The 25,002-nt window shown below is 39.6% G+C and carries 22 protein-coding genes and 2 pseudogenes; 9 read left to right on the top strand and 15 right to left on the bottom strand.

Annotated elements, in window-relative coordinates; all coding sequences use genetic code 11:
• Window positions 1-17 precede the first annotated feature (17 nt).
• From NSQ49_RS01955 to NSQ49_RS01975, 5 genes are all read right to left on the bottom strand, one after another.
• The gene (locus tag NSQ49_RS01955; protein WP_159869351.1) at window positions 18-1,325 is read right to left on the bottom strand and encodes a phenylacetate--CoA ligase family protein; all 1,308 of its coding nucleotides are present in this window, start codon (window positions 1,323-1,325) and stop codon (window positions 18-20) included.
• 197 nt (window positions 1,326-1,522) lie between these two features.
• On the bottom strand, window positions 1,523-4,909 hold the full coding sequence (locus NSQ49_RS01960; RefSeq protein ID WP_285869720.1) for a hypothetical protein: 3,387 nt from the start codon (window positions 4,907-4,909) through the stop codon (window positions 1,523-1,525).
• A 323-nt stretch (window positions 4,910-5,232) separates the two neighbouring features.
• On the bottom strand, window positions 5,233-5,424 hold the full coding sequence (locus NSQ49_RS01965) for a hypothetical protein (RefSeq protein WP_159869345.1): 192 nt from the start codon (window positions 5,422-5,424) through the stop codon (window positions 5,233-5,235).
• A 358-nt stretch (window positions 5,425-5,782) separates the two neighbouring features.
• On the bottom strand, window positions 5,783-6,502 hold the full coding sequence (locus tag NSQ49_RS01970) for a YebC/PmpR family DNA-binding transcriptional regulator (RefSeq protein WP_159869342.1): 720 nt from the start codon (window positions 6,500-6,502) through the stop codon (window positions 5,783-5,785).
• A 173-nt stretch (window positions 6,503-6,675) separates the two neighbouring features.
• The gene (locus tag NSQ49_RS01975) at window positions 6,676-7,626 is read right to left on the bottom strand and encodes a Gfo/Idh/MocA family protein (RefSeq protein WP_236566308.1); all 951 of its coding nucleotides are present in this window, start codon (window positions 7,624-7,626) and stop codon (window positions 6,676-6,678) included.
• A gap of 184 nt (window positions 7,627-7,810) precedes the next feature.
• On the opposite strand from NSQ49_RS01975, the gene NSQ49_RS01980 reads away from it, so the two are divergent.
• A complete protein-coding gene (locus NSQ49_RS01980) occupies window positions 7,811-8,032 on the top strand; it encodes a hypothetical protein (RefSeq protein WP_159869339.1) in 222 nt (73 codons plus the stop codon).
• 114 nt (window positions 8,033-8,146) lie between these two features.
• Window positions 8,147-8,452: pseudogene (locus NSQ49_RS01985) on the top strand (cytochrome P450); the annotation flags it as partial.
• 72 nt (window positions 8,453-8,524) lie between these two features.
• Here the strand turns inward: NSQ49_RS01985 and NSQ49_RS01990 are convergent.
• The 5 genes from NSQ49_RS01990 to NSQ49_RS02010 form a co-directional block, all read right to left on the bottom strand.
• A complete protein-coding gene (locus tag NSQ49_RS01990; RefSeq protein WP_251283764.1) occupies window positions 8,525-9,637 on the bottom strand; it encodes a thermonuclease family protein in 1,113 nt (370 codons plus the stop codon).
• A gap of 110 nt (window positions 9,638-9,747) precedes the next feature.
• The gene (sdaAA, locus tag NSQ49_RS01995) at window positions 9,748-10,626 is read right to left on the bottom strand and encodes an L-serine ammonia-lyase, iron-sulfur-dependent, subunit alpha (protein ID WP_159869333.1); all 879 of its coding nucleotides are present in this window, start codon (window positions 10,624-10,626) and stop codon (window positions 9,748-9,750) included.
• Between the two features lie 31 nt (window positions 10,627-10,657).
• Window positions 10,658-11,320, bottom strand: coding sequence for an L-serine ammonia-lyase, iron-sulfur-dependent subunit beta (gene sdaAB, locus NSQ49_RS02000; protein ID WP_159869330.1), 663 nt, complete (start codon window positions 11,318-11,320; stop codon window positions 10,658-10,660).
• Between the two features lie 78 nt (window positions 11,321-11,398).
• A complete protein-coding gene (locus NSQ49_RS02005) occupies window positions 11,399-12,073 on the bottom strand; it encodes a helix-turn-helix transcriptional regulator (protein ID WP_236566307.1) in 675 nt (224 codons plus the stop codon).
• A 171-nt stretch (window positions 12,074-12,244) separates the two neighbouring features.
• On the bottom strand, window positions 12,245-12,478 hold the full coding sequence (locus NSQ49_RS02010; protein WP_159869327.1) for a group-specific protein: 234 nt from the start codon (window positions 12,476-12,478) through the stop codon (window positions 12,245-12,247).
• 134 nt (window positions 12,479-12,612) lie between these two features.
• Between NSQ49_RS02010 and NSQ49_RS02015 the strand changes: the two genes are divergently transcribed.
• From NSQ49_RS02015 to NSQ49_RS02025, 3 genes are read left to right on the top strand one after another with little or no spacing between them, the layout of a single operon-like run.
• Entirely contained in the window at window positions 12,613-13,986 is a 1,374-nt protein-coding gene (locus tag NSQ49_RS02015) for a HAMP domain-containing sensor histidine kinase (protein ID WP_201306593.1), read from the top strand.
• Window positions 13,986-14,663, top strand: coding sequence for a response regulator transcription factor (locus NSQ49_RS02020; protein ID WP_251283763.1), 678 nt, complete (start codon window positions 13,986-13,988; stop codon window positions 14,661-14,663). Before NSQ49_RS02015 ends, NSQ49_RS02020 begins: the two co-directional genes overlap by 1 nt.
• A gap of 3 nt (window positions 14,664-14,666) precedes the next feature.
• Entirely contained in the window at window positions 14,667-15,227 is a 561-nt protein-coding gene (locus tag NSQ49_RS02025) for a TVP38/TMEM64 family protein (RefSeq protein WP_159869321.1), read from the top strand.
• Window positions 15,228-15,268: 41 nt separating this feature from the next.
• Here the strand turns inward: NSQ49_RS02025 and NSQ49_RS02030 are convergent, their stop codons facing one another.
• The 3 genes and pseudogenes from NSQ49_RS02030 to NSQ49_RS02040 all read right to left on the bottom strand — a co-directional run bounded on the left by NSQ49_RS02030 (window position 15,269) and on the right by NSQ49_RS02040 (window position 18,474).
• The gene (locus NSQ49_RS02030; protein WP_251283762.1) at window positions 15,269-15,868 is read right to left on the bottom strand and encodes a YdhK family protein; all 600 of its coding nucleotides are present in this window, start codon (window positions 15,866-15,868) and stop codon (window positions 15,269-15,271) included.
• 186 nt (window positions 15,869-16,054) lie between these two features.
• The gene (locus tag NSQ49_RS02035) at window positions 16,055-16,384 is read right to left on the bottom strand and encodes a four-helix bundle copper-binding protein (RefSeq protein ID WP_251283761.1); all 330 of its coding nucleotides are present in this window, start codon (window positions 16,382-16,384) and stop codon (window positions 16,055-16,057) included.
• Between the two features lie 121 nt (window positions 16,385-16,505).
• Window positions 16,506-18,474, bottom strand: a pseudogene (locus tag NSQ49_RS02040) (LTA synthase family protein).
• A 315-nt stretch (window positions 18,475-18,789) separates the two neighbouring features.
• On the opposite strand from NSQ49_RS02040, the gene NSQ49_RS02045 reads away from it, so the two are divergent.
• Window positions 18,790-19,416, top strand: coding sequence for a YczE/YyaS/YitT family protein (locus NSQ49_RS02045; protein WP_159869309.1), 627 nt, complete (start codon window positions 18,790-18,792; stop codon window positions 19,414-19,416).
• Between the two features lie 35 nt (window positions 19,417-19,451).
• Here the strand turns inward: NSQ49_RS02045 and NSQ49_RS02050 are convergent, their stop codons facing one another.
• Complete coding sequence (locus NSQ49_RS02050; protein WP_251283760.1) at window positions 19,452-21,743, bottom strand: ATP-dependent DNA helicase; 2,292 nt, start codon at window positions 21,741-21,743, stop codon at window positions 19,452-19,454.
• Window positions 21,744-21,900: 157 nt separating this feature from the next.
• On the opposite strand from NSQ49_RS02050, the gene NSQ49_RS02055 reads away from it, so the two are divergent.
• Complete coding sequence (locus NSQ49_RS02055) at window positions 21,901-22,335, top strand: hypothetical protein (RefSeq protein WP_159869303.1); 435 nt, start codon at window positions 21,901-21,903, stop codon at window positions 22,333-22,335.
• 104 nt (window positions 22,336-22,439) lie between these two features.
• Complete coding sequence (locus NSQ49_RS02060) at window positions 22,440-22,625, top strand: hypothetical protein (protein ID WP_159869300.1); 186 nt, start codon at window positions 22,440-22,442, stop codon at window positions 22,623-22,625.
• A 66-nt stretch (window positions 22,626-22,691) separates the two neighbouring features.
• Here the strand turns inward: NSQ49_RS02060 and NSQ49_RS02065 are convergent, their stop codons facing one another.
• Complete coding sequence (locus tag NSQ49_RS02065) at window positions 22,692-23,726, bottom strand: mechanosensitive ion channel family protein (RefSeq protein ID WP_251283759.1); 1,035 nt, start codon at window positions 23,724-23,726, stop codon at window positions 22,692-22,694.
• A gap of 136 nt (window positions 23,727-23,862) precedes the next feature.
• Between NSQ49_RS02065 and NSQ49_RS02070 the strand changes: the two genes are divergently transcribed.
• A complete protein-coding gene (locus NSQ49_RS02070) occupies window positions 23,863-24,948 on the top strand; it encodes an AI-2E family transporter (RefSeq protein ID WP_159869294.1) in 1,086 nt (361 codons plus the stop codon).
• Window positions 24,949-25,002 lie beyond the last annotated feature (54 nt).

Genomic DNA, 25,002 nt, shown 5'->3' on the forward strand with positions numbered 1-25,002 from the left:
GAGTTAAAAAAATTTAATCAGGTTACTGCATTTTCCGCTGAAGAACTAACAATCCTGACAGCTTTCCCTTCCGATCTCGGCAGCGTTTTGGGAGGATGGAGAACAAGTCTGATGGAAATAAGACAGTTTTGCTTCAATACTTCCTGAATCTTCTTTTTTGCGAATTCTGCGTCACCCATATCCCTATAAAACTCTTCGCTCCATTCAGCATGAAGCTCCAAAACTTTCAAACTTCCTTTTTTATGCACCTGGATTTGATAATGGGGAGCAAGCTCAGGCATCTGAAGAATACACCGTTCAATTTCGGACGGAAAGACGTTTACACCGTTTACATTAAGCATATCGTCAATGCGGCCTTTTACACGGCTCATGCGGATCGTTGTTCTCCCGCACACACATTTCTCTTTACAAAGGGAGGCAATGTCGCCCGTGCGATAGCGGATCACAGGAAAAGCTTCTTTCGTTAAGCTGGTAAAAACAAGCTCACCTTCTTCTCCACTTGGAAGCGGTATCATTTTTATCGGATCAATCACCTCTGCATAAAAATGGTCTTCTGCAATATGCAGTCCATTCTGACCTTCATGGCATTCCATCGCTACACCAGGTCCCATAACTTCACTCAGCCCATAAATATCGCATGCTTTAATTCCAAGCTTAGCTTCGAGTGCCTTCCGCATTTCTTCAGACCACGGTTCAGCACCGAAAATCCCAAATTTCAATGAAGTACTCGCCGGGTCGATTCCCCGCACCTCCATCTTCTCCGCTAAATTAAGGACATATGAAGGAGTTCCGCAAATAACTTCCGGCTCAAAATCCTGTATCAGCATAATTTGCCTCTCGGTATTTCCTCCAGACACAGGTACAGTTGCCATACCAAGCTGTTCACTGCCATAATGCAGTCCCAATCCGCCGGTAAACAGCCCATATCCATATGCATTATGCAATGTCTGACCAGGCTCGCCTCCTCCTATGGAAATTGCCCTGGCTACCAGATTACTCCACATGGTGATATCATTCCGTGTATAGCCCACCACAGTAGGCTTTCCGCTTGTTCCTGAAGAAGCGTGAAGACGCACGATTTCCTTTTTATCCACAGCAAAAAGCCCGAATGGGTAATGTTCCCGCAAATCTGCTTTAACAGTAAAAGGAAGCTTTTGAATATCATCCAGGCTGGTAACGTCTTGAGGTGTAATATTACTTTCCAAAAACTTTTTCCGATAAAAAGGCACATGATTATATACTCTCTCCGCTGTCTGCCTGAGCCGGTTCAACTGCAATTCTTCTATCCTATTGCGGCTTTCCGTTTCAATATCATGCAGAATCAAGACATGACCTCCCAAAATATTAGGATAATAATTTAATATAACGTTTAAATATCGTTAGATAAAATAAGTGTTATATATTTAACACAAAGATACCGTGTAAACAGTAAAAAGTCAACTTATTTTCTGAAAATTTACTTATTTATTGAAAAGATAATAAAAAGACCTAGCCCATATACTGGAGAGCTAGGTAAAATTGCTTATGACCAATCTTTTAATCTATTCATAATGCTGTTCTTCCATTTAGAAAATAAAGGCTCTTTGCCATCTGCTGTTTTTTGTTTCTGCCATTCATTATAGCTTGCTGCAGAAATGAGAATGGAGCCTGCAATTAAAAGGTATGCCCACCATGGAAGGCTGCCCCAATAAGGTCTGGTCTGAAGAAGCACATTCAGGAGCAGAACTCCGGAACCTACAAAGAAATATGACTTAATTCTCATCAGAGTGCCGGCCAGAATCGAAATCAGAGACAGCGTACCGACAATAAGTGCATCATATACCGTATTACTTGCAAGGCCATCCTGTATAAGCAGCAGGGATACTGCTATAAGAACTGCCCACTGAATTTTATTAGTCATCTTCAAGTATTGCCCCTTCAGGACTTTTCTGATAAAAATAACCAGGATGATTAAAGGGAGAACATATGCCTCTCTTGTAAAAAGAGCTGGCATGTCAATATTCCTTAATACACTATAATATGGCTCCAGTAACACTGCTCCTGCCAGTAATCCAGGCAGCTTATTGTATTTGGGTGCGACTCTTCCCTTCTGTAAAAATAAAAATGCACTGATCATGAGTCCAGGCAGAACTTCTGCCCAGAGCGCAACCGCCGGAAGCAGATAAGCGGTAAACAAAAATAGCAGAGAAATAAATGTGTAGCTATCCGCTTTTTTGCCCATGAAAATTTCGGCATATACTATCTTGCCGGTGAAAACGGCAGCCAGGCTGAACCCTGAAGAAATTAAAATTTTCATATCTGGAGCAATATCGTTAATGAATAGGAATTTGATTACGGCCGCATATAGTAAAAACAATGGAATAGCACCCAATATATCACGCTTGGTACTATGCATAAATAAGATTAACCCTGCTGAATAGATAATACAAACAATAAACGGCAGAACGCCGAATGGATATGACAACAGAAAAGATAATATCCCAAGCACAGACCATGGGATAAGAAAGAAAACACTTCTTTTTTTATCCTGGGTGTTTCCAGTCATCCAAAATATGAATACAGCACAGCTGACTACTAATATGGCATACTCACTATGGCTCTCCTCCCAAATATGCTCCATTCCCATCAAGATCACCATAAATAAGCTTATAAATGAGCTGTAGAGGAATGTCTTTACTTTCCACTCTTTAGCAGACACCCTGAAACTGATCCAATAAACGGCCAGAGTGATAATAAAGGCCCAGATACTGTTTTCCCTATCAATGAAGTATTTCAGAATCATGGCAAACGGCATGTAAGCATGGCCTATCCAGCTAAACCCTCTTGCCAGTACAGGATCCTTTTTAGAAATAAAGAAAGCTGCGCCAAGCAGAAGCCATGCCCCCAGCGGAAGCAGGAACAAATTTATAATTGTAAAATTAAATGGTACTCCAATCAGGATCATAAAGTAAGCAATAAGTGAAATCGATGCTAATACAAACGGAATCCAGATTTGCTTAAGGAGCTGATACAGGGCAAGATACATTATAATGCCGCCAATAAATACTGCTGGTCTCATCCAGACTTCGTTGATCGTCAATGCAGCGGCTGTAAACAATGAGATTGTATAAAATCCCAGCGCCATTAAAAACACATTATTAGCTTGAGTTTTCCGTCCTTTCTTATTAAGAACGCCATAAAGAGTAAGAAGGGCTATGCATGAGAGGACTGTATTCATGGCCATACCCAGCTCAATCTGATAAAAACTTGAATGGCTTCGGAAATGTTCACCATAAAACATAAATGCAAAACCGATTGACAACGGAATAGCCCAGGGAATCGCTTCCCTATATAAAATTCGATTTTCAGCCTTATATATGAGGTAAAGGACAAAGCTGAAGATTAACAGCATGGAGCCTGCAGCAAGCCAATCAAGAATTCCGGCAGCAAATACAACCGAAAATAACATAATACTGACAGCCACATCCCGTGAACTTGATTCCACCACTTTTAAGAGAGGATACTTAACCATATACCCCAAACTGATAAACAGCACAAAGCCAATGAAGTAAACAGGTAAAGAAAGATTGTTGAAATGAGCGGCTTTATCCAGCATAAGAACTGTTTCAAAAAGCGCAGCAGCTAAAAATACAGGTGCCAGATAAGCAAATAGCCCGTTTGCCATAACATTGGCCAAATAAATAAACTGCACGGCGAGTATTGTATAAGCCAGCAGCAGTGATGCAGAGGGTTCACCGGCCATTAAAAGAATTCCTTCAACCGAAATATAAAGAAATGCAAGGATCGAAACGACTGCACTGGTCAGTCTGAAAATCTTCTCCCAGGAGTATTGCTTATCCATAACTGTGGGAACAAACAGAAAGCCAATTCCTACAAGCGCAAAGAAAACGGGGCCTGCTGTATTTAACATCGTATTTTCAATCAGCTGATAGGCACCATAGACAATCAATAAGCTGAAAACGAAATGAAACTCCTTCCTGCCTGTTACATAAACCATAGATAAATAAACGGCTGCTGTCAGAAGGATATTCACACTATAAAGTACAGGACTTTTGAAAAAGACAAGCATCAATAGAGTAGAGATCACTAAATTGATTTGGGCAAAGTAAACCAGTTCCCGCGAAAACAATTTCAGGGTGGCACGTGTTTTCATGCGATGATAGGCTGCAGACAGAAAAGCATTAAAAATCATTAATCCGAGATAAAAACTGTCCTTTTCGAGACTGAATGCTGCCAGGGTAAAACCAGCACATGCAGTCAGGGCAAAATAAGCAAACCAGACAAAAAGACGTGAGCCCAGTTTCTGAGCAAATATACTGTATACTGGAAAGATCAATAAACTGCCAGCCGCTCCGAGTATATAGCGTCCTTCCCCATAATAGGAAAGATACGGCCCAAGCAATTGGAACCAGCCGATAGACAAAATAAATATAGGCAGAAATAAACTCCCAAGAACAATGAAGGCAAACGATGTTCTTTCTATTTTTAATACCTTTCCTGAAATAAACGCAAATCCATAAAAAAGAAGAGAAACCACTGCAATGGATGCACTTTTCATGAAATTTGACATGGTAGCCCAATTGCTTGTTGCAATAAAAAGCCCGCCTATAAGGAGAAGGATAACTCCAATATTCAGAAGCCAGGAAATGTTCCTTTCACGAACTTCTTCCTGAGATAATTTCTTTTTCTTCTTATTCTTTACCGGCTGAACAGGTTTTTGACTGTTTTCTTTTTCAGCTTTTACAGCCTTTATGTGCTCCCTTTTCAGCTCCGCAAGATCTTGATAGTACTGATGATGGGCTTTCATGGTTATTTCATAATGTTCTGATGAAATGTAATCTTTCTCTCTCAATTTGGTCAGTTCTGCATGGAATATATCCTGATGGTATTTTTCTGATTCGGGGTTCAAAGGATCCACCTCTTTTAGATAATAATTAATCTTGGTAATATCAGTGTAATTTTACACATTTTGAAATGATTTATCAATATCTATTTTGATATATATTACTTCTCATGGAGTAGGATAGTGTCTTTTGGATACATGGCGGGGTAGAGAAGGCTGATCTGCTTGTCGAGAGGACTTCCTCAGGGAAATTTCCCTATTAGTGCTTACAATTAGAATTATAGATGCAGATGACAGAACCGAGGTACATTCTTTTTGGGGATCACGTAAGAAAGTAAAAAGCCCGCTAAATAGGCGGGCTTTGGGGAAGGCTGATTCTGGCCTTATTTTTATTCTGTGATTGTGACTAACTTTACATCAGCGAAATCAAATCGGTGATAATGACCTTCTGTACATGTTAGTTCAACATACCCTTCAAGGTCTTTAATGTTTCCGATTACCTCGGATTTATTTTCTGCTTCAATCTCTTCTGTTACAGTAACACCTTTTTCAAAAGTATAAATAACTTTAAACGTAGTCATTAAAAAACGCTCCTTTCCTTATTTTTGTTCCCGCCGCTGCAGCGGTTAAAACCCAAAATTTTTATTTCTCTTATTTTCCAATTTTCAGATTTAAGCTCTTTCTACTGGCAAATACTATCTTTATCTATATCAGGCAAGAGGCTAGCAGCTGCTAGCAAAAGGATATTCGACAGATATCATCCGATAACACCATAAAACCACATTATCATTCACCATTTTTTAATAGAAACAACTTGCTTTGACAATACTAACTTCATAAAATCAAATTGGATCCAACCATTTAGTTTACATAATAAATTTACGGTAAACATTAGACTAAAAAAAAGAGTCCGCCAAATATACGGACTCCACTTCTCCATTATTCACCTAAGTCTACATTATGATAAACTCGCTGGACATCTTCCAGGTCTTCTAGAGCGTCAATCAGCTTTTCAAACTGTGCCTGAGCATCAGCTTCAAGGGTAACTTCATTTTGCGGGAGCATTGTTAATTCAGCAACAGCAAACTCACTGATTCCTGCTGACTTGAATGCTTCCTGAACGGCATGAAACTGATCTGGTTCTGCATAAACAATTACCGTCTCTTCTTCTTCCAGTATATCACGTGCATCTACGTCTGCTTCCATTAGAATTTCCAGTACTTCTTCCTCTGATTTGCCTTCAATGCCGATAACAGCTGTAGAGTCGAACATATAAGAAACAGATCCGCTCACACCCATATTCCCGCCATTTTTTCCAAATGCAGCACGTACATTAGAAGCTGTGCGATTTACATTATTCGTTAATGCATCAACAATAATCATGGATCCGCTAGGCCCGAATCCTTCATAACGAAGCTCATCATAGTTCTCTTCTGCTCCGCCTTTCGCTTTTTCTATTGCGCGATCAATAATATTTCTTGGCACATTATATGTTTTTGCACGCTCAAGCACAAATTTTAAAGCCTGGTTAGCTTCCGGATCAGGCTCCCCCTGCTTTGCTACCACATATATTTCAAGTGCAAACTTGGAATATACACGACTCGTATTTGCGTCTTTTGATGCTTTCTTTTCTTTAATATTGTTCCATTTACGGCCCATATGTCCCACTCTCTTTCAACTTGGATCTATGAAGTTTTTTATAGGTAATAGAGTCTTCTGTTTTTTGAAGAACTCTCACCAAATTATTATACATTAAAACACAGGTTTTTTTCGAGAATTGTTTCCTATGCAGCTGTATGGATAAACGATTTAAGTTAAAGGTTTTTCTCTAGTCAGCTTATTAGAATCCTTTCCAATACCTTTTGAACCTTATGCCCTTCTTTAAACGTTACCAACAACGCTTGATCTCCTCTAATTGCTTTTAGCAGTTCTGCAGGCAAACTGGTTTCCGGCTCATTAAGTTTTAAAATTACTCCACTGGCATCAGACTTACTCTGTACAAGAACACTCCAGTTCTGCATGTCCAAGGTTCCTTTATCACCAAAAACTTTAAAAGACAGATGTTCCTGCTGCCCGATTCCGGCTATTCCATTAAACAGGACCGGAATTCCGCCTGGCAGGGTTAATAAAGTCGAAAAGCTAGTTTCACACAAACGATCATCCTCAGGATATTCTATGAAAGAATGAATATTGTCCAATTCTCCAAAGATATCGTGAATCATGTGAATAAAGTGTGGTACTACCTCCCGGATAAAGCCTCCCTGTTCCCTGCTCGATATCCAATTATTCTGCTGCCATTCACGTGGCCATTGCTTAAATTGCAGGTGCAGTTCAACTTTTTTAATCTTACCCAGCTCTCCATTATGTATTTTATCCCTAAACAATATAAATGCTGGGCTATATGCCATCGGAAAATTCATAGCGTGGATTACTCCTGCATTATCAGCAGCTTCATACATTTCCTTTGCCTCTTGAATGGAATTGGCCAGAGGCTTTTCACATAGAAGATGCTTCCCGCTCTTTATAATATCCATTGCTATTATATGATGAAATTTTGGCGGAACACCTAAATAGACAAGCTTGATTGTCTCATTCTGAAGCAAGTCCAAATAATTGGTATGCATTGCAGTATCCGGCAGCTCAGCCTTCCATTTATCTAATTGTGCGGGATTTCGATCACAAAGTGCAGCAATTTCAAAGTCCTCATACTGCTGAAATTGACGGAGTATTCTTACCCCCACTGCTCCCATCCCAATGAATCCAATTTTTATCTTTTCTCTCACACACTTCACCTTCTTATGAAAAATCGTGTACTAATTTAAATTATACAGTTAAGTTCGAATATTCAAAAGTTTAATTTATCTTAATAGCCATAGAATTAGGACCAAAAATATACCGGCCAATAATTGGATAGAAACGTTTTGTATGGGGATAATAATTTTAATAAAACCATTAGGAGGTGCACCGTTGAACCTGGATAAGGATATGCAATTTGAAATAACAAGTACCTTCATGCCAAATCTTAACCGTTCCCAAACACTGAAAATTCTTGAGGTGACCCAGAACAGCGTAGTCATTCAGATGGACAGATCAAATGGACGCGGAGTATTCCCGGCTGAAAACTTTCATTATTGGATTAAGAGAGGTTCTCTGATTAAATTGAATGGCCACCACAAAAGATCTTCTTAAAGCACTGGCAGGAGCCAGTGTTCTTTATTTTTGGCTGTTTTCGGATAAATTGCTTTTTAACTTACCAATGTAGACCGTTGTTTTCGCTCCGGATGTAAATCGATTTGCGGAGATGACGAGCAGCTATGGCCGTCACCTAACGAATTCAAACCGAAAAGATTTAAAGATTGGGATGAAAGCCTCTTCGATTTTATTCCTCAAGGCGGTAGTGATTCCGCCAAAGGGCACCGTTGTCCGGGTGAAGGCACTACGGTTGAGAATATGAAAGACTGTATAAAATTTCTAGTAGATAGAATAGACTACAATGTCCCAATTTATAATTTATCCTACATCCTATCGCGAATGCCAGCATTGCCGGAAAGCGGATTTGTTATGGATAACATAAAGAGAAATAAAAATGGGGCATCCTGTATGAAGTAACAGGATGCCCTATATGTGATTATTACAGTATTAAAATCCAATATATGCTGATGTGATTATTCAGTATGTGAATTACCTTTCACACGCATAATTATCCTTATCTCTATCATGCTTTGAGTCATAGGCAGGATGTGTCGACGGCACACCATCTGGATATACCTTCCTTAACTCAGTACAGTTTTGGTAGGACTCCGTGCTGCCTTCTGCTGGTGATGAATTTCTGGTTGTACCACTGCTGTTATTTGATCCGCTGCTGCCTGCATTCCCGGAGCTTGATGATGAACTGCTTGCAGCTGCAGAATCCAGGTCTCCTTTAGTCGTTCCTTCATCTCCGAGGGCCCATAACCCTTTGTTGGAATCTCTTGCTTCCCTGCCGAATTTTCTGAAGTATTCACTATATTTTACATCCGGATTATAGGTGGATGGCTCAGCATAACCTTTCAGAACCAAATGGGCATTGAACATTTTTTCACGTATTTCATCTTCGTCCAAATCATCCGCTGGGATGTCCAGCCAAATGATTCTCAGCAGGCGGCCATATCGATCTGTGTCTGAGACATCCTTTTGCATCCAGATTTTTTTGCCCGTCAGCTCAGATTTAGTAAATTGGCTTGCTTCTTTTCCATATTCTTCTACTCTCGTTGTTGATTCTGGAGTGTTCACTCCAATCAGGCGGACTTTTCTTCCGTCAGTAGTTTCGATCGTGTCACCATCTACTACTCTGCCAACGACAACTGATTCCAGACCTAAGCTATGTGCTTCCTGACTTTGAACCTGTTCCTGTTTTTGTTTTTCAGCTTCTTCCTGCTTCTGTTTTTCTTCCCTCTCTGCTTCTAACCTTGCTTGCCCCTCTTCTTGTTTTTTTACTTCCTCTTCATCAGCTTTCTCTTGGGCAAGCCTTTCTTGTTCGGCCTCCTGATCTGTTTCTATTTGTTCCTTCTCAGGTTTATTTACAGTTTCAGTTGCACCGGAATCCGCAGTTGCTAAAAAAATGGATAAAATGAAGCCTACAGCCATAATCCAGCCTGATTTATTAAAATTTATTTTATACTTCCGGTACTGATTATTTAAATATAAGCCTAGTAAAAAGACAGCTAATCCAATAAAAGCCGCGGGTGCAGCTATGCCCATTAACAGCATAAACAAAATAACAATAGTGATTATAGTCCCTCTTATAACTTTCAAACTCTTGTTTCTCTCCCTTTGAAAAATAATCCTTAGTAATCATATCTTTTTTTCTTCAAATATAAACACCAATTCACTAATGAACTGGTGTAATAAGTCACTGAATTATACTACTGTTTTTTTCCAAAAATTTCTTCCTGCAGCCTCCTGCCAGTTGGTGTTGCAGCCAGTCCGCCCTCAGCAGTTTCCCTAAGCGCTGATGGCATGGATTGCCCGATAAGGAACATTGCGTTAATGACTTCATCACATGGTATTCTGCTTGTAATTCCCGCGAGAGCCATGTCTGCAGCTGTCATAGCATTGGAAGCCCCCATGGCATTCCGTTTTACACATGGAACTTCTACTAGTCCGGCAACGGGATCACATACTAGGCCCAGCATATTTTTTAATGTGATCGCCATAGCTTCTGCTGCTTGTTTGGGTGTCCCGCCTGCCATTTCTACAATGGAAGCTGCGGCCATGCCGCTTGCAGACCCTACTTCAGCCTGGCATCCCCCAGCTGCACCTGATATAGAGGCATTGTTTGCCACGACAAAGCCAAATGCTGCAGATGTAAATAGGAATTCAATCATTTCCATGCGTGTTGGTTTGAGGACTTCTTTAACAGCGAACAATGTACCGGGCACCACGCCAGCCGAACCTGCTGTAGGTGTAGCGCATATTGTGCCCATTGCTGCATTTACTTCATTGGTTGCAACTGCTTTGCTGACAGCATCCAATAAGATATTCCCCGATAAAGCCTTTCCACTTTGAATGTACTTTTGCAGAAGGACTGCATCACCGCCTGTAAGTCCTGTAACAGATGTTACCCCTTTCAGTCCCCTCTCAACTGCCTGTTCCATGACAGTCAGGTTGCGGTCCATTTTGGCGATAATTTGATCACGTGTTAATCCTGTTACTTCTATCTCCTGCTGAATCATGATTTCAGCGATTTTTACACCTTTATTTTCAGCGAGCTCTACAAGCTCCGCAACATTTCTAAATAACATGAGATTTTCCCTCCTGATGACCAGCTAACTATTAGTCAACCATTCTGATAATTTGTGTAACATTCGGAAGACCTTCAAGCTCAGTCATCACATCCTGGCCGATCTTCTGATCCACTTCAATGACCATGATGGCCATTTTACCTTTTTCCTTGCGTGAAACTTCCATATGGCCGATGTTGATCTGGTGCTTGGATAGTATATTCGTTACAGCGGAAATAACACCAAACTGATCGTTATGAACAACTAAAATGGCAGGATGTTCCCCTGACAATTTAAGTTCGAAGGAATTCAGTTCAGTTATTTCAATTGTCCCTCCGCCAATGGATATTCCTACTAGTTCAATTTCACGATCCCCTTCAGAAAGCTTCACTCTTACAGTATTAGGATGATCTGTAACGGTATTTTCAACTGTAAAAATAACTTCAATTCCCGCTTCTTCAGCTAGTTGAAGGGCAGAAGGAATTCGCTCGTCAAAGGTATCAAAGTCAAGGATACCGCCAACAATGGCAACATCTGTGCCATGTCCTTTATAGGTTTTTGCAAATGAACCATATAAAGAAATCTCTGCTTTGGATGGCTGTTTTCCAAAAAGAGTCCGGGCAACACGGCCAATGCGTGCTGCTCCAGCTGTATGTGAGCTTGAAGGTCCGATCATAACCGGGCCAATAATATCAAATGCTGATCTATATTTCATTTTGTATGCCCCTTTACTTTTAAGGTCTTTAAATGACTATAGCTGAAATGATAACATCAGCTATATAAATAACTCTTCTTATTTATGCTCCAGGGCTGCTTCCGGATGGAGCTCATTAATCGTTCTTATTTTCTGAAGGTAATTATAGATGGTAAACTTAGAAACCCCTAGGACAGATGCAACATAATCAGTTGCACCTTTAATGAGGAACGTCCCTTTGTCTTCAAGCTGGCGAACACATTCAACTTTTTCTTCCAGCGTCATTAATGAAGGTGCCTTTTTAAAGCCCTGCAGGACCTGATCCACCATCTCGTGAATAACATCCTGGACAGAATTAAAAAAAGTTTCCGATTTAGAGGATTGTTCATCAAAGCTGATAAATTCTTCAATTTCTCCTCCAAATTGCATGAGCAAACTAATATCATAATTAAGGCATAATGCACCAATTACTTTATTCTCATCATCACGGAGAAAAATCGTAGATGATTTCAGCACATTCCCTTTTTTCGACTGAGTTTTATAATTGGCTATATCTTTTACCTCATTTTTATGACTGGCCAATTCATTCAATACAAGATCGGTAATGGGTGAGCCGATTTTTCTGTCTGTTATATTTCCTGCTATATGAATAAGCGATTTTTTTAAGTTGCTGAAATCGTGCACAGCCACTTCACAGCGGGAACCGAACATTCGGACAAGCATATCTGCAGTCCGGATCGCCAGGTCAAAAACAGGTCTATGGCATTCCTTCAACTTTGTCACTCCCTTTTATGAAATCGCTTTCAATATTATACTACACTATTTTTCTCTTAGTTTTATAATACCATAAAAACAATTTAGTTAAAATAATATTTTAATAACTACAAAAAAATTGTAATATACATAAAAAATTGCCGCAGATTAATCAACTGCGGCAATTCAATATTAAACATTCTTTAATACAAGGTAAAGTCTGTTAACACGCTCTGTTCGTTCTTCTTCAGAAGCAAGATCAAATTTTTTCAGCAGATGGAAGACCTCATTTAAGATATCCTGTGTATGTTCCTGCTGGAAAAATGCCTGAAACAGAGCCTTCATCTCTTCCGGAAGGAAATCCCTCTGCTGTTCAAATTTTGTTTGAACATCTTCTGGTGTATGGTCCAATTTACATTCGCTCATTTAAAAACCTCCTGTATGACATCATACTTTCTATTTTACCTTCTACAGTCCTATTAAAACATATACCTCTTCTGCACAGTTTCTTCAAACATTTCGACTATAATAGAAGTACTTGATTTGAAATGGGTGGTTCTTTGAAAAAACTTTCCATGAAGCTGGGACTTCTGTTCTTTCTGATTCTATTTGGGCTTGAAACTATTATGTTCTTCTTTTTACATAGTACCCTTGTTGAATCTCGTGTGGAAGAAGAGCTCATAGCTCTGCAAATACGCGGCAATTCACACCGTGCCATACTTGAAAAGCATTTTGATGAAAATACGATATCCCATGTAGCTCTGATGGAATCTGAAGCAAATACAGATGTAGTTATTACGAATTCGAAAAAAGAAATCCTAGGTGCTTCTGTTGACAGCAGTTTGATCCAAAGATACATAGAAATGGCGATTATGTCTCCTGAAAGGGAAGGCAAAACCATCGGGGACAATTGGAAAGAAGAAGATTATATCTCAACAGTCAGTCCAATCGAACAGAATGGAATACTTATTGGCTTTGTATATATGTTTCAGGATACATCCTGGATTCAGTCGTTAATCTCGCGCTTAAATGAACAATTTTTGATCGCCGGGTTGATGGCCGTCATTTTTACTATCACTATTATCATCTTTTTATCAAAGGCCCTGGCGAAACCGCTCATTAAAATGAAGGAAGCCACCTCTCAAATAAGCAGCGGTGATTTTTCAGTTTCCCTTCCTCAAACCGGTGATGATGAACTTGGGGATTTAGCGCGTTCTATCCAGTTACTGGCGGACGACCTGAATTACCTCAAAGAAGAACGCAATGAATTCCTATCCAGCATATCGCACGAGCTTCGCACCCCTCTTACATATATAAAAGGATATGCGGATATAGTCCAGAAGCGGAACCTTAGCCAGGATGAAAGACATCAGTATTTATCGATAATCCTGGAGGAAACGAACCGGCTTTCAGATATGGTTAAAAATCTTTTCGATCTGGCTAAGATCGATAAAAATTCCTTTGATATTATAAAAAAGCCAATAGATCTGAACGAATTTATGAAAAAAATTGAAACAAAGTTTTCTCCTGCCTTCACTGAAAAAGGCATGCAGCTATCTGTCAGCTGCCGTGAATCCATCACCATATCTGCAGATGGATCCAGGCTTGAGCAAATTATATTTAATCTTCTGGATAACGCGATTAAGTACTCCTCAGCTGGCGATAAAACAACTGTAGACGTAAGCAGGACAAAAAAACATATCATCATTAGAATAAATGATTCCGGAAGAGGGATTTCTGAAGAGGAACTGCCCTTTATTTTTAATCGTTTTTACCGAGTGGATAAATCACGTGGAAGAGCTCTTGGAGGTGCAGGTCTTGGACTCGCCATTGTTAAGGAACTTGTCTATGCCCATGGGGGAACTATATCTGTCTGCAGCAGAAAAGATGAAGGAACAGAATTTGAGCTTGTTTTAAAGGGAGAAATCGAATAATGAAGACTATACTTTTGGTTGATGATGAAACTAGAATGCTTGATTTAATTTCTTTATATTTAGCCCCCCGCGGCTACAAATGCATTAAATTGTCTTCAGGTACAGAGGCCTTGCTTTACTTGGAAACCCATTATGCAGATCTTGTCCTTTTAGATGTTATGATGCCTGAAATGGATGGATGGAAAGTATGCAGGGAAATTAAAAAATATTGGGACATTCCCATCATCATGCTTACTGCCAAAAGCGAAAAGCCCGACATTGTAAAAGGATTAAATATCGGTGCAGATGATTATATTTTAAAGCCATTCGATGAAGAGGAATTATGTGCCAGAATGGAAGCGGTTTTGAGAAGAAGTAAAAAAGGTGAAAAAACCAAAACCTTTAAAGGGCTGGAACTCAAAGAAGATTCTTTTGAGCTTTCCTATAAAATGAAAGAAATCCTTTTAACTCCTAAAGAGTTTTCAATGTTAAGCCTTTTCCTCTCAAATCTGAACAGAGTTTTTTCAAGAGAGCATTTAATAGGAGCTGTATGGGGCTATGGAGTGTCAATCGAAGACCGCACCATAGATTCGCATGTAAGAAATTTAAGAGAAAAATTAAGAAAAGCAGGGTTTCCTGCAGATGAGTATCTGAAAACAGTCTGGGGTTTAGGCTACAAATGGACCAGAAAGGATTAATTGATGTTTTCTGATATCTTCGAATGGCTTTCAGAAGAACCGATATTGGCAGCTTTATTTAGCATATTCATGAACATTGGTGCAGCGATTACAGGATTCCTCCCAAGTGCCTTTATTACTGCTGGAACAGTTGCCGTATTTGATTTAAAAATTGCACTAGCCCTTTTGATTTTCGGAGAAGCTGCTGGTGCAATTGTTAGCTTTATACTCTATCGCAAAGGAATCACTAAGCTTACCTCCTCTTTTCCTAAGCTAAAGAGTAACAATTTTTTTTCAAAACTCCATAATGCGGATGGCCATCTTGCCTTCTTCATGGTTCTTTTGCTGAGAGTCTTGCCGTTTGTCCCATCAGGGGCAGTTACACTGGCAGCAGCATACAGCAGAATCAGGCTTATGCCTTTTGGCATTGCCAGCACCATCGGAAAAATCCCTGCTTTAATTATTGAAGCCTTTGCGGTTTCACATGCATTAAAATTGAGAATGGAGCTGCAAATAGCCATTTTCCTTTTAGTTGCTTTTTCATTCTTGGTTTATTATTTATGTAAGAATGCTAAATTAAGTTAAGGGGCTTATCCTCAGCAGATAAGCCCTTTAACTTTCTTATATTATTCAGCAGGAGATAGCTCGCTCTCTGTTACCCACATGTGATTTTTAACCTTCTGCCCATCGGCTGTAGTAAAGTCAACCATATAGACAGTTGTTTCCTGCACAGAATCGATTTCGGCAGCTGCGCCTTCCATCCCATTCATGTGGCTTGCATTTAATATTACCTCTTCTCCTTCTTTAAATGGTTCCTCCCCTGCATCAGCAATCTCCTCGTGAACTACCCATTTATGATTTTCAACTTTTTTACCGCCTGTGGCTGGTGTATAGGAGACCGTATATACGGTTGTATCATAAGCACCTGAAATGGTTGCTTTCGCTCCCTCCATGCCCTCCATATGTCCTTCTGTAATAAAGGCCTTGCTGCCCACTTCATATTTAGGGTTTTCAGCTTCCTTTATTCCTTCAGGAACATCGCCGGAGCCAGAATGATCCATGCCCGCATGGCCTTCTGAATGGCCGCTGCTTTCATTATTTGCTGTGCCCTCTTCCTTGCTGGTATCTTCCACTCCTGAATTTCCGTCATTTCCACCGCATGCAGCTAAAGTTAAAGCTGCAGACAAAGAAACAAACCATATGGCGAATTTTTTCCTTATCAGCATATCTATTCCTCCTTTTCTTTCATTTAGTATGGCAAAAAATTATGCAGAAATTATGGAACAGATATACAAAAGGCTAATTTACTCTCCTTCTAATTATAAAAATAAGTAAAATTATTTATTGCTCGGCATTGTAAAAAAATCGGATTGAAAACAGACATCCTGCACGATGTCTGTTTGGTATGCTGATTAGGAAGCCATGTTACGGCATGTATCTGCACACATAAAGCATGCTTCTGCACAGCGCTGGCAATGAGCATGGCCGTGTTTTTTGCATTCCTTTCCGCACGCTTCACAAATATCTGCACATAAAGTGCAAATTTGTCTGGCAAAAGGGCTGTTTGACCCCATTGACTTAACTGCAAAGGCACAGAAGTCTGCACACTCTCTGTCCAGCCGAATACAATCTGTCATCATTTTAACATCTTCTTCATCTAAGCATGCGTCATAGCATGCATTACAGGCTTTCATGCAGTCTAAACAAGCCTGAATACATTCTTCAAAGGTTTGACTATACACTTTATCATCCTCCTTTTTAATACTTATACTTTACACAGATACTCTACCCGTGCATTCTTTTAGTAAACTGCGTTTTCGGTAATAAAAAGAGAGCAGAGAATGATCTCTCTGCTCCTTAACTTTACTTCTGTATACCCGGCCCATTTCTTTCCTCTTTAAAAGGCAGTTCTTTCTTTACATAAGAGTAATCATTCCTGTCTATTGGAACAAATCCTTCCGGCTTATAAAAGCGCAGCAGGTCTTTGTATACAATGTTGTCTGACATTTCAAGCTCTTTTTTTGCCTGATCTGAAAATGGCCTGCATGCACTTGCCTCCGCTATTTCACCTGTTTCAGTATAATAGCAGGTTTCTTCAATCTGTGTATATTCCGGTGAAATAAAGTTGCCGTTTCGGAATGGGACAACTTTACGATGTTTTTTTGATAATAAATCAGATCCCATTTCAAGGTGATCTCTTGTATCAATACCCAGCAGATGCAGGAGAGTCGGACGCACATCTACCTGTCCCCCAACATTATGGACAATTCCGCCATCTACTCCAGGAACATGTACGAATACTGGCACCCTTTGAAGCTTGGCATATTCAAATGGAGTGATTTCTTTTCCGATCACCTCTGCCATTGCCTCGTTGTGGTTTTCGGATATGCCGTAATGATCGCCATACAGGACTACTACTGTATGATCATACAATCCGGAATCCTTTAAATCATTAAAGAACTGCTCAAGTGCCTGATCCATATAATTCGCAGATTGAAAATAGTGATTAACCACATCATTATCTGTTTCTCCTTCTGGAAATTCAGTATCCCACTCATCCATTTCAAAAGGGAAGTGATTAGAGAGAGTGATGAACTTTGTGTAAAAAGGCTGTGGAAGACTGGTCAGCATTGGTATGGATTCCTTGAAGAATGGTTTATCTTTCAATCCATAGTTTTTCGTGTTCTCATCGTTCATATCGTAATATTCTGCATCGAAAAATTTATCATAGCCCATGGTTTTATACATTTCGTTCCTATTCCAGAATGTTTTGTAGTTGCCATGGAAAGTTGCTGAAGTATAGCCATGCGGCTTTAAGATAGCAGGAGTGCCATGAAAAGTATTTTGCGCTTTTGTTACATAAACAGCTCCCTGTGACATGGGATAAAGCGATGTATCCATAATGAACTCTGCATCAGAAGTCTTTCCCTGTCCTGTTTGATTGACTATATTATCAAAGTAAAATGTCTTGCCGCTATGTGCCAGTGAGTTCAGGAAAGGCGTAACTTCTTTCCCATTCAGCTTGTAATCAATAATGAATGTCTGCAGTGATTCCATCGATACATAAATAACATTCATTCCCTTGGCTTTCCCGAAATAATCAGGGTTTGGAGGTGCGTATTTTGCTTTAACATAGTTCTCCACTTCAGTCACATCATTCGAATCTGCAAGAGCCCTCTGGCTGGCAGACTTCGCATTTTGCACAATATCATAAATAGTGAAGTTGTATGCACCAAGGTATTTCACCAAATAATTGCGGTCGAATGAACGAGTAAGCAATTCAGGGCGGTCATTCTCGGCTATTTCAAGATTAATGAAGAATACAATGATTCCTGCAGTTATAACAGCCAAAGCAGGTTTTCGGCTAATTTTCTTTTCAGGCTGGTACCATCTCCTAAGTGCCAGAAAAAGAAGGAGCAGTGTATCTGTAAAATAAAAAATATCCAAAGGGGACATTAACGACAGAGCGCTATCGCCCAGCTGCCCGCCATTCACTTTTGCCTGCATAAGTACGGGTACTGTAATGAAGTCGTTAAAGAATCGATAATAGACAACATTTGCATAAAGCAGAAAGGACAAAAATAAATTTAATCCAATAAGCATACCTGACTGCATTTTCCCTTTAAAAAATAAAGCAAATCCCAGGAATACAAGTGTTGAACTTAAAGGATTCAAAACCAGCAGAAATCGCTGTATGTCATTTATTGATCCCTAAATTAAATTCAATTCTATAAGCGATATACGTTTTTAGCCAAAATAGGATAACAATCAGAAAAAACACTGCAAGACTGCTCTTTGCCAACTTCTTAGGCGAGTTAAATAAGTTTCCCATAAACGTGGATTCACCTCTTAAATTGTAAACAAGCGAAAAGAAGATTTTATTTATGTAAAATTTTTGCAGATACAGAATTAATAAATAGTGAATGAATGTAAAATAATATATCACAGTTTCATATCAATGAAAATGGATATCTTCTTAATAACATTCGCCCTTTTCCTCCAAAAACCAACAATTTAATTTATAGCCTGTTGCCTATTTTGTTTTAATGGTAAAATGAATTTTCCCTTCATAAATTCAATGCTGAAGGAGTATTGATTTTAAAAAGGGCCAAGCTAAAATTAATCATAGTTGGATTGGAGAGTCTTCATGAAAGAACGTCTTTTATTTTTTATTTTTGGGATGCTGATCCTGACAATGGGTGTTGCGCTGATTATCAGGTCAAACCTTGGAGCTTCTGCGTGGGATGCCCTGGCGGTTGGTGAATCGCAAATGTTTAACTTAACAGTTGGCACCTTTGTTTTTATAAATGGAGTTGTACTCATTTTTATAAACGCTTTCTTAATGAAAAGAAAGCCTGAAATCCTGGCTGCCATTTCCATTCTGATTATTGGCGCACTGATTGACTTTTGGCTTCTCATCATTTTCGGTGACCTTTCGCCGCAGTCATTAGCAGGGCAAGCAGCCATATTGCTTTTTGGCATCCTTTCGATGGGGATTGGAGTTGCGATCTATCTTCAGGCTAAATTTCCGGCAAGTCCTATGGATACATTAATGGTAGCCATCCATACCAGATTCGGATTAAACCTGAGAAATTCAAGGATCATCAGCGAAAGCTTTGCTTTGCTTCTTGCTTTTTTATTCAGAGGTGCCATCGGAGTAGGCACAATCGTCGTCACATTAACTCTTGGACTAGTTGTGCAATTCTTTTACCCGGTTTTCCAAAGAGCACTCCAAAAACTGCAGGCCCCCAAAGATCCTGTGATTACTAAGTAATAAGCTAACATCCTGCTCTTAGAGCAGGATGTTTTTTAACCTCTTAATATTTCAAAATCCTTCCATTCCTCAGGAAGGAGGGACTGATACTTTGCCTGCATATACCTGTCATCCATTAAAACAATCATGCCTGTATCTTCTTCAGAACGGATCAGACGTCCCCCTGCCTGCAGAACCTTGTTCATACCAGGATACGTATAGGCATAATCATAGCCGTTTTTTCCTTGCTGATGAAAATAAGCTTTCATAATGTTGCGTTCGAACCCAAGCTGGGGAAGCCCTACACCAACCACAAACACACCATTCAGCCTATCTCCCTGCAAATCAATCCCTTCTGAAAAAATTCCACCCATGACAGCGAACCCCAATAGAGTTCCAGAAGGATTTGGCTTAAATGCATCCAGAAACCTCTCCCTTTCTCCTTCATCCATTCCAGCCTTTTGAATGATAACATTTACTGACAGTTCCTCATCGAGTAACCGTCGATAGACATCCTCCATGTATTGATATGATGGAAAAAAAATTAAGTAATTCCCCTTCTGTTCCTTTAACATGTTCCTTATAGTACTGACGATCGGCCCGATAGATCCCACACGGTCACGATATTTTGTGGAAAGCGGCTGTATGTAAACCTTAGCCTGATCTTTGGAGAAAGGGGAGGGAACGGATAAAATAAAATCATCCTCTTGATAGCCAAGCATGTCCAAATAATAATTTAGAGGCATTAAGGTTGCAGAAAAAAAGATAGCTGACTTATATCCTTTTCTTGCCTTGTGCAAAAGATTAGATGGATCCAGGCAAAATAATTTAATGATCAGGTCATTTCTCTGCTTTTGAATATACGTTACGAACCTTGCATCATACAATTTTCGTATTCTGATAAAATCCTGGGCAGCAAAGAATACTTCCAGCAATTCTTCATCGATATTGAATCGGTTTTGTCCCAGATAGGCTTCAGCATATTGAACAAATTCCTCAAGAACTTCAATAAGCTCCTCTGGGGGATCTTTTTCTGCGATTTCCTGCTGCTCGCCACATTTCTTTTTAAATGCAATCAAAATTGAGTTTACCCTTTTTGCACTTTTTTGAACTCCTTCATCCTTTCCCTTAAAGCTTCTGCTCAATTGAAGAAAGGCTGATTTCTCAAGGGAACTTGAATACATTTCCCTTCCGCGGTCCACAAGGTTATGTGCTTCATCAATCAGCAGAGATGTTTTCCTTTTATCCTCTTCCAGCAATCTTTTCAGTGAAACCTTAGGATCGAAAATATAGTTATAATCACCAATTATGGTGTCAGCTGCATATGCAGCATCCAATGAAAATTCGAACGGGCAGACTTTATGCTTCATCGCATATTGTTCTATTGTCGTTCTGGTTATCATAGTCTCATTTGTCAGGAGGTCAAGTACAGCATTATTAATTCTGTCGTAATACCCATTGGCAAAATCGCAGCTGTCTTTTTGGCAATTGGTCTTTTCCTTAAAGCAAATTTTGTCTTTGGCCGTAATTGTGACCGATATAAGATTCAAACCATTTTCCCTCAGCAGGTTAATGGCCCCTTCTGCAGCCTGACGGGTAATCGTTTTAGCTGTGGCATAGATAATCCTCTGAATATGACCTTCCCCAATGGCTTTTAATGCGGGAAAGAGGGTGGAAATGGTCTTGCCGATGCCTGTAGGTGCGTTGGCAAATAAGTTTTTCCCCTCAGCTATGGTTCTGTAAACCCCCACTGCAAATTTCCTCTGGCCATATCGATATGCCGGAAAAGGAAAAGTCAGTTCCTGAAGACTTTTTCTTAATTCCTTTTGATGCCGGACCCTTAATTCTGCGTATGGGTAATAGAATTCGACAAGATGCATTATGAATTCTTCCAGTTCACTATAAGAATAGCTTTGCTGAAATCTTTTTACTTCCTCTGTTTTAGCCTGTACATATGTTAATTGGGCAGTCATTTCCGGAATATTATGGTCCTTCGCATACATGTAAGCATAACATTTAGCCTGGGCCCAATGGACAGGATACGTATATTCCTCAATTTCAGATAGCGGGAGGGAAACTGACTTAATTTCATCAATAATATGTTCTCCATTTCTAATAAAAAGTCCGTCACACCTGCCCTCAAGCTGAAAATCGAGGTGCTTGAAGGGTATGGCTGTGTGCAGAAATACCTCTTTTTGGCCTTCATCGCCATAAAGTTTTTGAATCCGCTGATGAATCCTTGTTCCTTGTGAAAGCGGCACTGAAGAACGGAAGCCTGTTTCAATGCTGCCGCTTTTATATACATATTCAACTAGCGATCTTACTGATATTTTTATCTTATCATGCATTGAAACAGCTCCTTACATTTTCACCCCTCAATTATAGCACATACGTTCTGTATTTAAAAAGATTTGTAAATTCAGGAAAAGACCATTTACAATTTAAGAAGAAAGAATATGAAAGGAGTGTGAACGGAACTGTTCGTTTCTTGAGCAGCCCATAAAGTTGAAAAAAATTATTTTTTTGACCATCATTGGAGGGTCTTTTATTCTATTGGGATTCCTCATCTATTTTGCTTCAATGAATTTCATATCTAACAAAGTAATGACAGCAGTTGCCGGAAGCATCACTGAGGATGATCTGGAGATGCTAGCCAGTGACCCAAATGTAGAGGCCCTACTGGGAAGCAGCAAGGTAGATTTAAAAGCTGTAGATCTTCAAAAGACAACATTGCCGATCAAGACAAAAGAAGAGGCTGTGCAAAAGATTTCAGAAAGTTTTTCAATTGATGAAATTCAGCAGAGTGTCTCAAAAGTAAAAGGCGGACTGACTGTTGAAGAGCAAAATGAACTTTACAGTCTTTTAACAGAAAGGCTATCGGAGGAAGAAATAAATGCCCTGAAAATCATTGCTGTACAGGAAGCATTGATGAATCAATAGGTAATTCTTAAGACCTATTTTCGACTTATTCTGAAGATTCGTGATAATCAACCAAGCAAGATTTCTCCCTTTTCATAATTTAATATGGAAAGGAGGGATTGATAATGTACCAATTGGCATTATTATATCTTGCATGTATGCTTGCTGGCTACGGCTTGACAATGGTTCCTGTTTCTGCAGTTATTACTTCAGGTATTGCCAGCTTTTTTACCATTGTCGGCAGTCTGGCCATGATCATCTTTGGCCTTGCCATCCTGTATCTTGGAATAAAAGCTTTGTTAGGAAAATAGCTTTACTTCAAAAAACACCAGCCTTTGCGGCTGGTGTTTTTATTCTTTCTCATGTTAACAGAACCGTTATTCACCGGTCAGCTGCTGTGCTGAGGCAAGCTCAATTTCATTTTGATAAAAGCTCTCTGCAATTACATGCCTAAGCCTGCTTTCAAATTTCTGCTTGGCTTCAAAGTTTGCAACAGGCACTTCTATCAGAAAGTCCATGGCCTTACTGCGAAAATCCACAAAACGGATATCCGGTGCAGGTTCCATTAAAACCCCTTCTGTTTTATGCAATTCCATGTCCACTGCTTCTATCATTAGCTTTTCGACTTTTTCAGTATCAGTGCCGTATGCAACGCTGATTTGAACTTGGGCGAGCATTTCTGAACCTGTCCGATTTCTGATGATTTGTTCGATAAAGTATTGGTTTGGCACAATCAAGGTTCCCTCTTTAGCCGTGCGGATAATAGTAGATCGGAGACGGATGCTCTCAATTGTTCCAATTTTGTTGTTGATTTCAATCACTTCCCCAATCTCGATCGGCCTCTCGAACAGAATGATAATGCCTGAAATAAAGTTACCGGCAATATTGCGCAGGCCGAATCCTATCCCAATACCGAGGACACCCAGTATGGCAGCAGCTGCTGTTAAATCAATCCCAACCGCAGTCAGGCTGATGGCGAACGCTGCAATCATGACCGTGTAATAGATCATTCTGTTGAATGAATAGCCGAGTCCGCGGTCAACTCCATAGAATTCATAAACAGATGTTAATACATATTTGGTGAAAACATTTACGATCCGATTTGCAAGAGAGACTGTCAAAAATGCTACAATTATTAAATAAAGTGTCACATCTACTTCCCCTGCTGTGAACAGGGTATGAAAAAGCCACTTTTCCCTTGAAAAATGGTACAGGAATAAAATGATAATTCCATAAAAAGCAGCCCAGTTTACGAGTGAAGAAACTCCCTTGATGATCCGATCGTTCTGTATGGACTTGCCCCTCATCTTTTTCACCAGTAATTCAACTGTCCATTTGGCAGCCAATATCACTCCTGCAAACAATAAAAACATCAGCGCTTCCTGAATGGTTACATCTTTAATAAATAGCATCGTCAGATTCCCTCACCTGTTATATGTTTCATTCTTAAACTATTCCTCTTACATAGATTATTAAACCGGTGTTTAATACTGTTTAAAAAAAGGAACAGTGTGTATTAAATACATAAATAAGGGTTGGGGTATATGCATGTGGATCAATAAACCATTTTTTAAATATGCAGCGGGCACCATATTCGTATTAATCATCATTTTTCTCCTTGGGAAGATTGATTATTTTTTATGGCCAATCCGTGCCCTGATAGCAACTATTTTCTTCCCGGTCTTAATTGCCGGCATTTTATACTATATACTAAGACCCCTTGTGAGGCTGGTCTCAAGAGCTGTGCCAAAAACAGCAAGCATTTTGCTTATTTTTGCTGCTGTCCTGGGTATAGGCTACCTAGGATTTAACCTGCTTGGATCTGTAATTGGAAGCCAGATTGCTGAAATTAGTGAAAGCCTGCCTGCTAAAATGGAGGACTTATCGGATGAAACGGAGAAAGTGGTGGAGGAAAATAATATGGGCATGTTCTCCTATGACCGTGTCAAAAATAAAGTGCTGAACTTCCTGGAAACCCTTTTATCAGGGGCAGGAGAAAACGTAATGAAAGTATTTTCTACCATAACAAGCATTGTCACAGTCATCGTTGTTGTACCTTTTATCTTATTTTACTTCCTTAAGGATGACCACAAGCTCAGGCCTTTTCTTTTAAAATACCTGCCTGACAAACACGAGGATGAAGGCCAGCGAATTTTAGGGGATATAGACAAAACCTTATTTTCCTATGTAACCGGCCAGTTTATTGTGGCAGTTGTTGACGGTGTGTTAATGTATGCCGGGTATAAGATTATCGGATTGGAATACGCATTAATATTAGCTGTATTTGCCATGTTCCTGACAGTTGTTCCCTTTCTAGGTCCTGTACTCGGCATCATTCCTGCAGTATTCATCGGGTTATTGCAGGGACCGGGAATGGTATTAAAAATCATATTGGTTCTGATTTCAGTTCAGCTGCTTGAAAGCAATCTCGTCTCGCCTCATGTGATGGGCAAAAGACTTAACCTCCACCCGCTTACAGTCATTATTATCTTAATGGCTGCAGGATCCATTTATGGTTTTATCGGAATCCTGATTGCTATACCTTTTTATTCAGTCATAAAGGTTCTGGTAAAAGACTTCAGAAGATTTTACCGATTAAGAACAAGGAAAAGTCTGCTATCCGAAGAAATTTAAATTAAACTGCCGATCTGGCAGTTTTTTTATTTATAAGACATGCTTATCCCAAGA

Source organism: Cytobacillus sp. FSL R5-0377, assembly GCF_038004385.1.
Taxonomy (GTDB): Bacteria; Bacillota; Bacilli; order Bacillales; family Cytobacillaceae; genus Cytobacillus.

Excerpts from the sequence above, each read along its gene's own strand:
- NSQ49_RS02045 (WP_159869309.1), top strand. The coding sequence starts at position 18,790 with ATGAAAGAACGTCTTTTATTTTTTATTTTTGGGATGCTGATCCTGACA.
- sdaAB (WP_159869330.1), bottom strand. The coding sequence starts at position 11,320 with ATGAAATATAGATCAGCATTTGATATTATTGGCCCGGTTATGATCGGA.
- NSQ49_RS02025 (WP_159869321.1), top strand. The coding sequence starts at position 14,667 with ATGTTTTCTGATATCTTCGAATGGCTTTCAGAAGAACCGATATTGGCA.
- NSQ49_RS02070 (WP_159869294.1), top strand. The coding sequence starts at position 23,863 with ATGTGGATCAATAAACCATTTTTTAAATATGCAGCGGGCACCATATTC.
- NSQ49_RS02030 (WP_251283762.1), bottom strand. The coding sequence starts at position 15,868 with ATGCTGATAAGGAAAAAATTCGCCATATGGTTTGTTTCTTTGTCTGCA.
- NSQ49_RS02065 (WP_251283759.1), bottom strand. The coding sequence starts at position 23,726 with ATGCTATTTATTAAAGATGTAACCATTCAGGAAGCGCTGATGTTTTTA.
- NSQ49_RS02050 (WP_251283760.1), bottom strand. The coding sequence starts at position 21,743 with ATGCATGATAAGATAAAAATATCAGTAAGATCGCTAGTTGAATATGTA.
- NSQ49_RS02020 (WP_251283763.1), top strand. The coding sequence starts at position 13,986 with ATGAAGACTATACTTTTGGTTGATGATGAAACTAGAATGCTTGATTTA.
- NSQ49_RS01970 (WP_159869342.1), bottom strand. The coding sequence starts at position 6,502 with ATGGGCCGTAAATGGAACAATATTAAAGAAAAGAAAGCATCAAAAGAC.
- NSQ49_RS02010 (WP_159869327.1), bottom strand. The coding sequence starts at position 12,478 with ATGAGCGAATGTAAATTGGACCATACACCAGAAGATGTTCAAACAAAA.
- NSQ49_RS01965 (WP_159869345.1), bottom strand. The coding sequence starts at position 5,424 with ATGACTACGTTTAAAGTTATTTATACTTTTGAAAAAGGTGTTACTGTA.
- sdaAA (WP_159869333.1), bottom strand. The coding sequence starts at position 10,626 with ATGTTATTTAGAAATGTTGCGGAGCTTGTAGAGCTCGCTGAAAATAAA.
- NSQ49_RS02060 (WP_159869300.1), top strand. The coding sequence starts at position 22,440 with ATGTACCAATTGGCATTATTATATCTTGCATGTATGCTTGCTGGCTAC.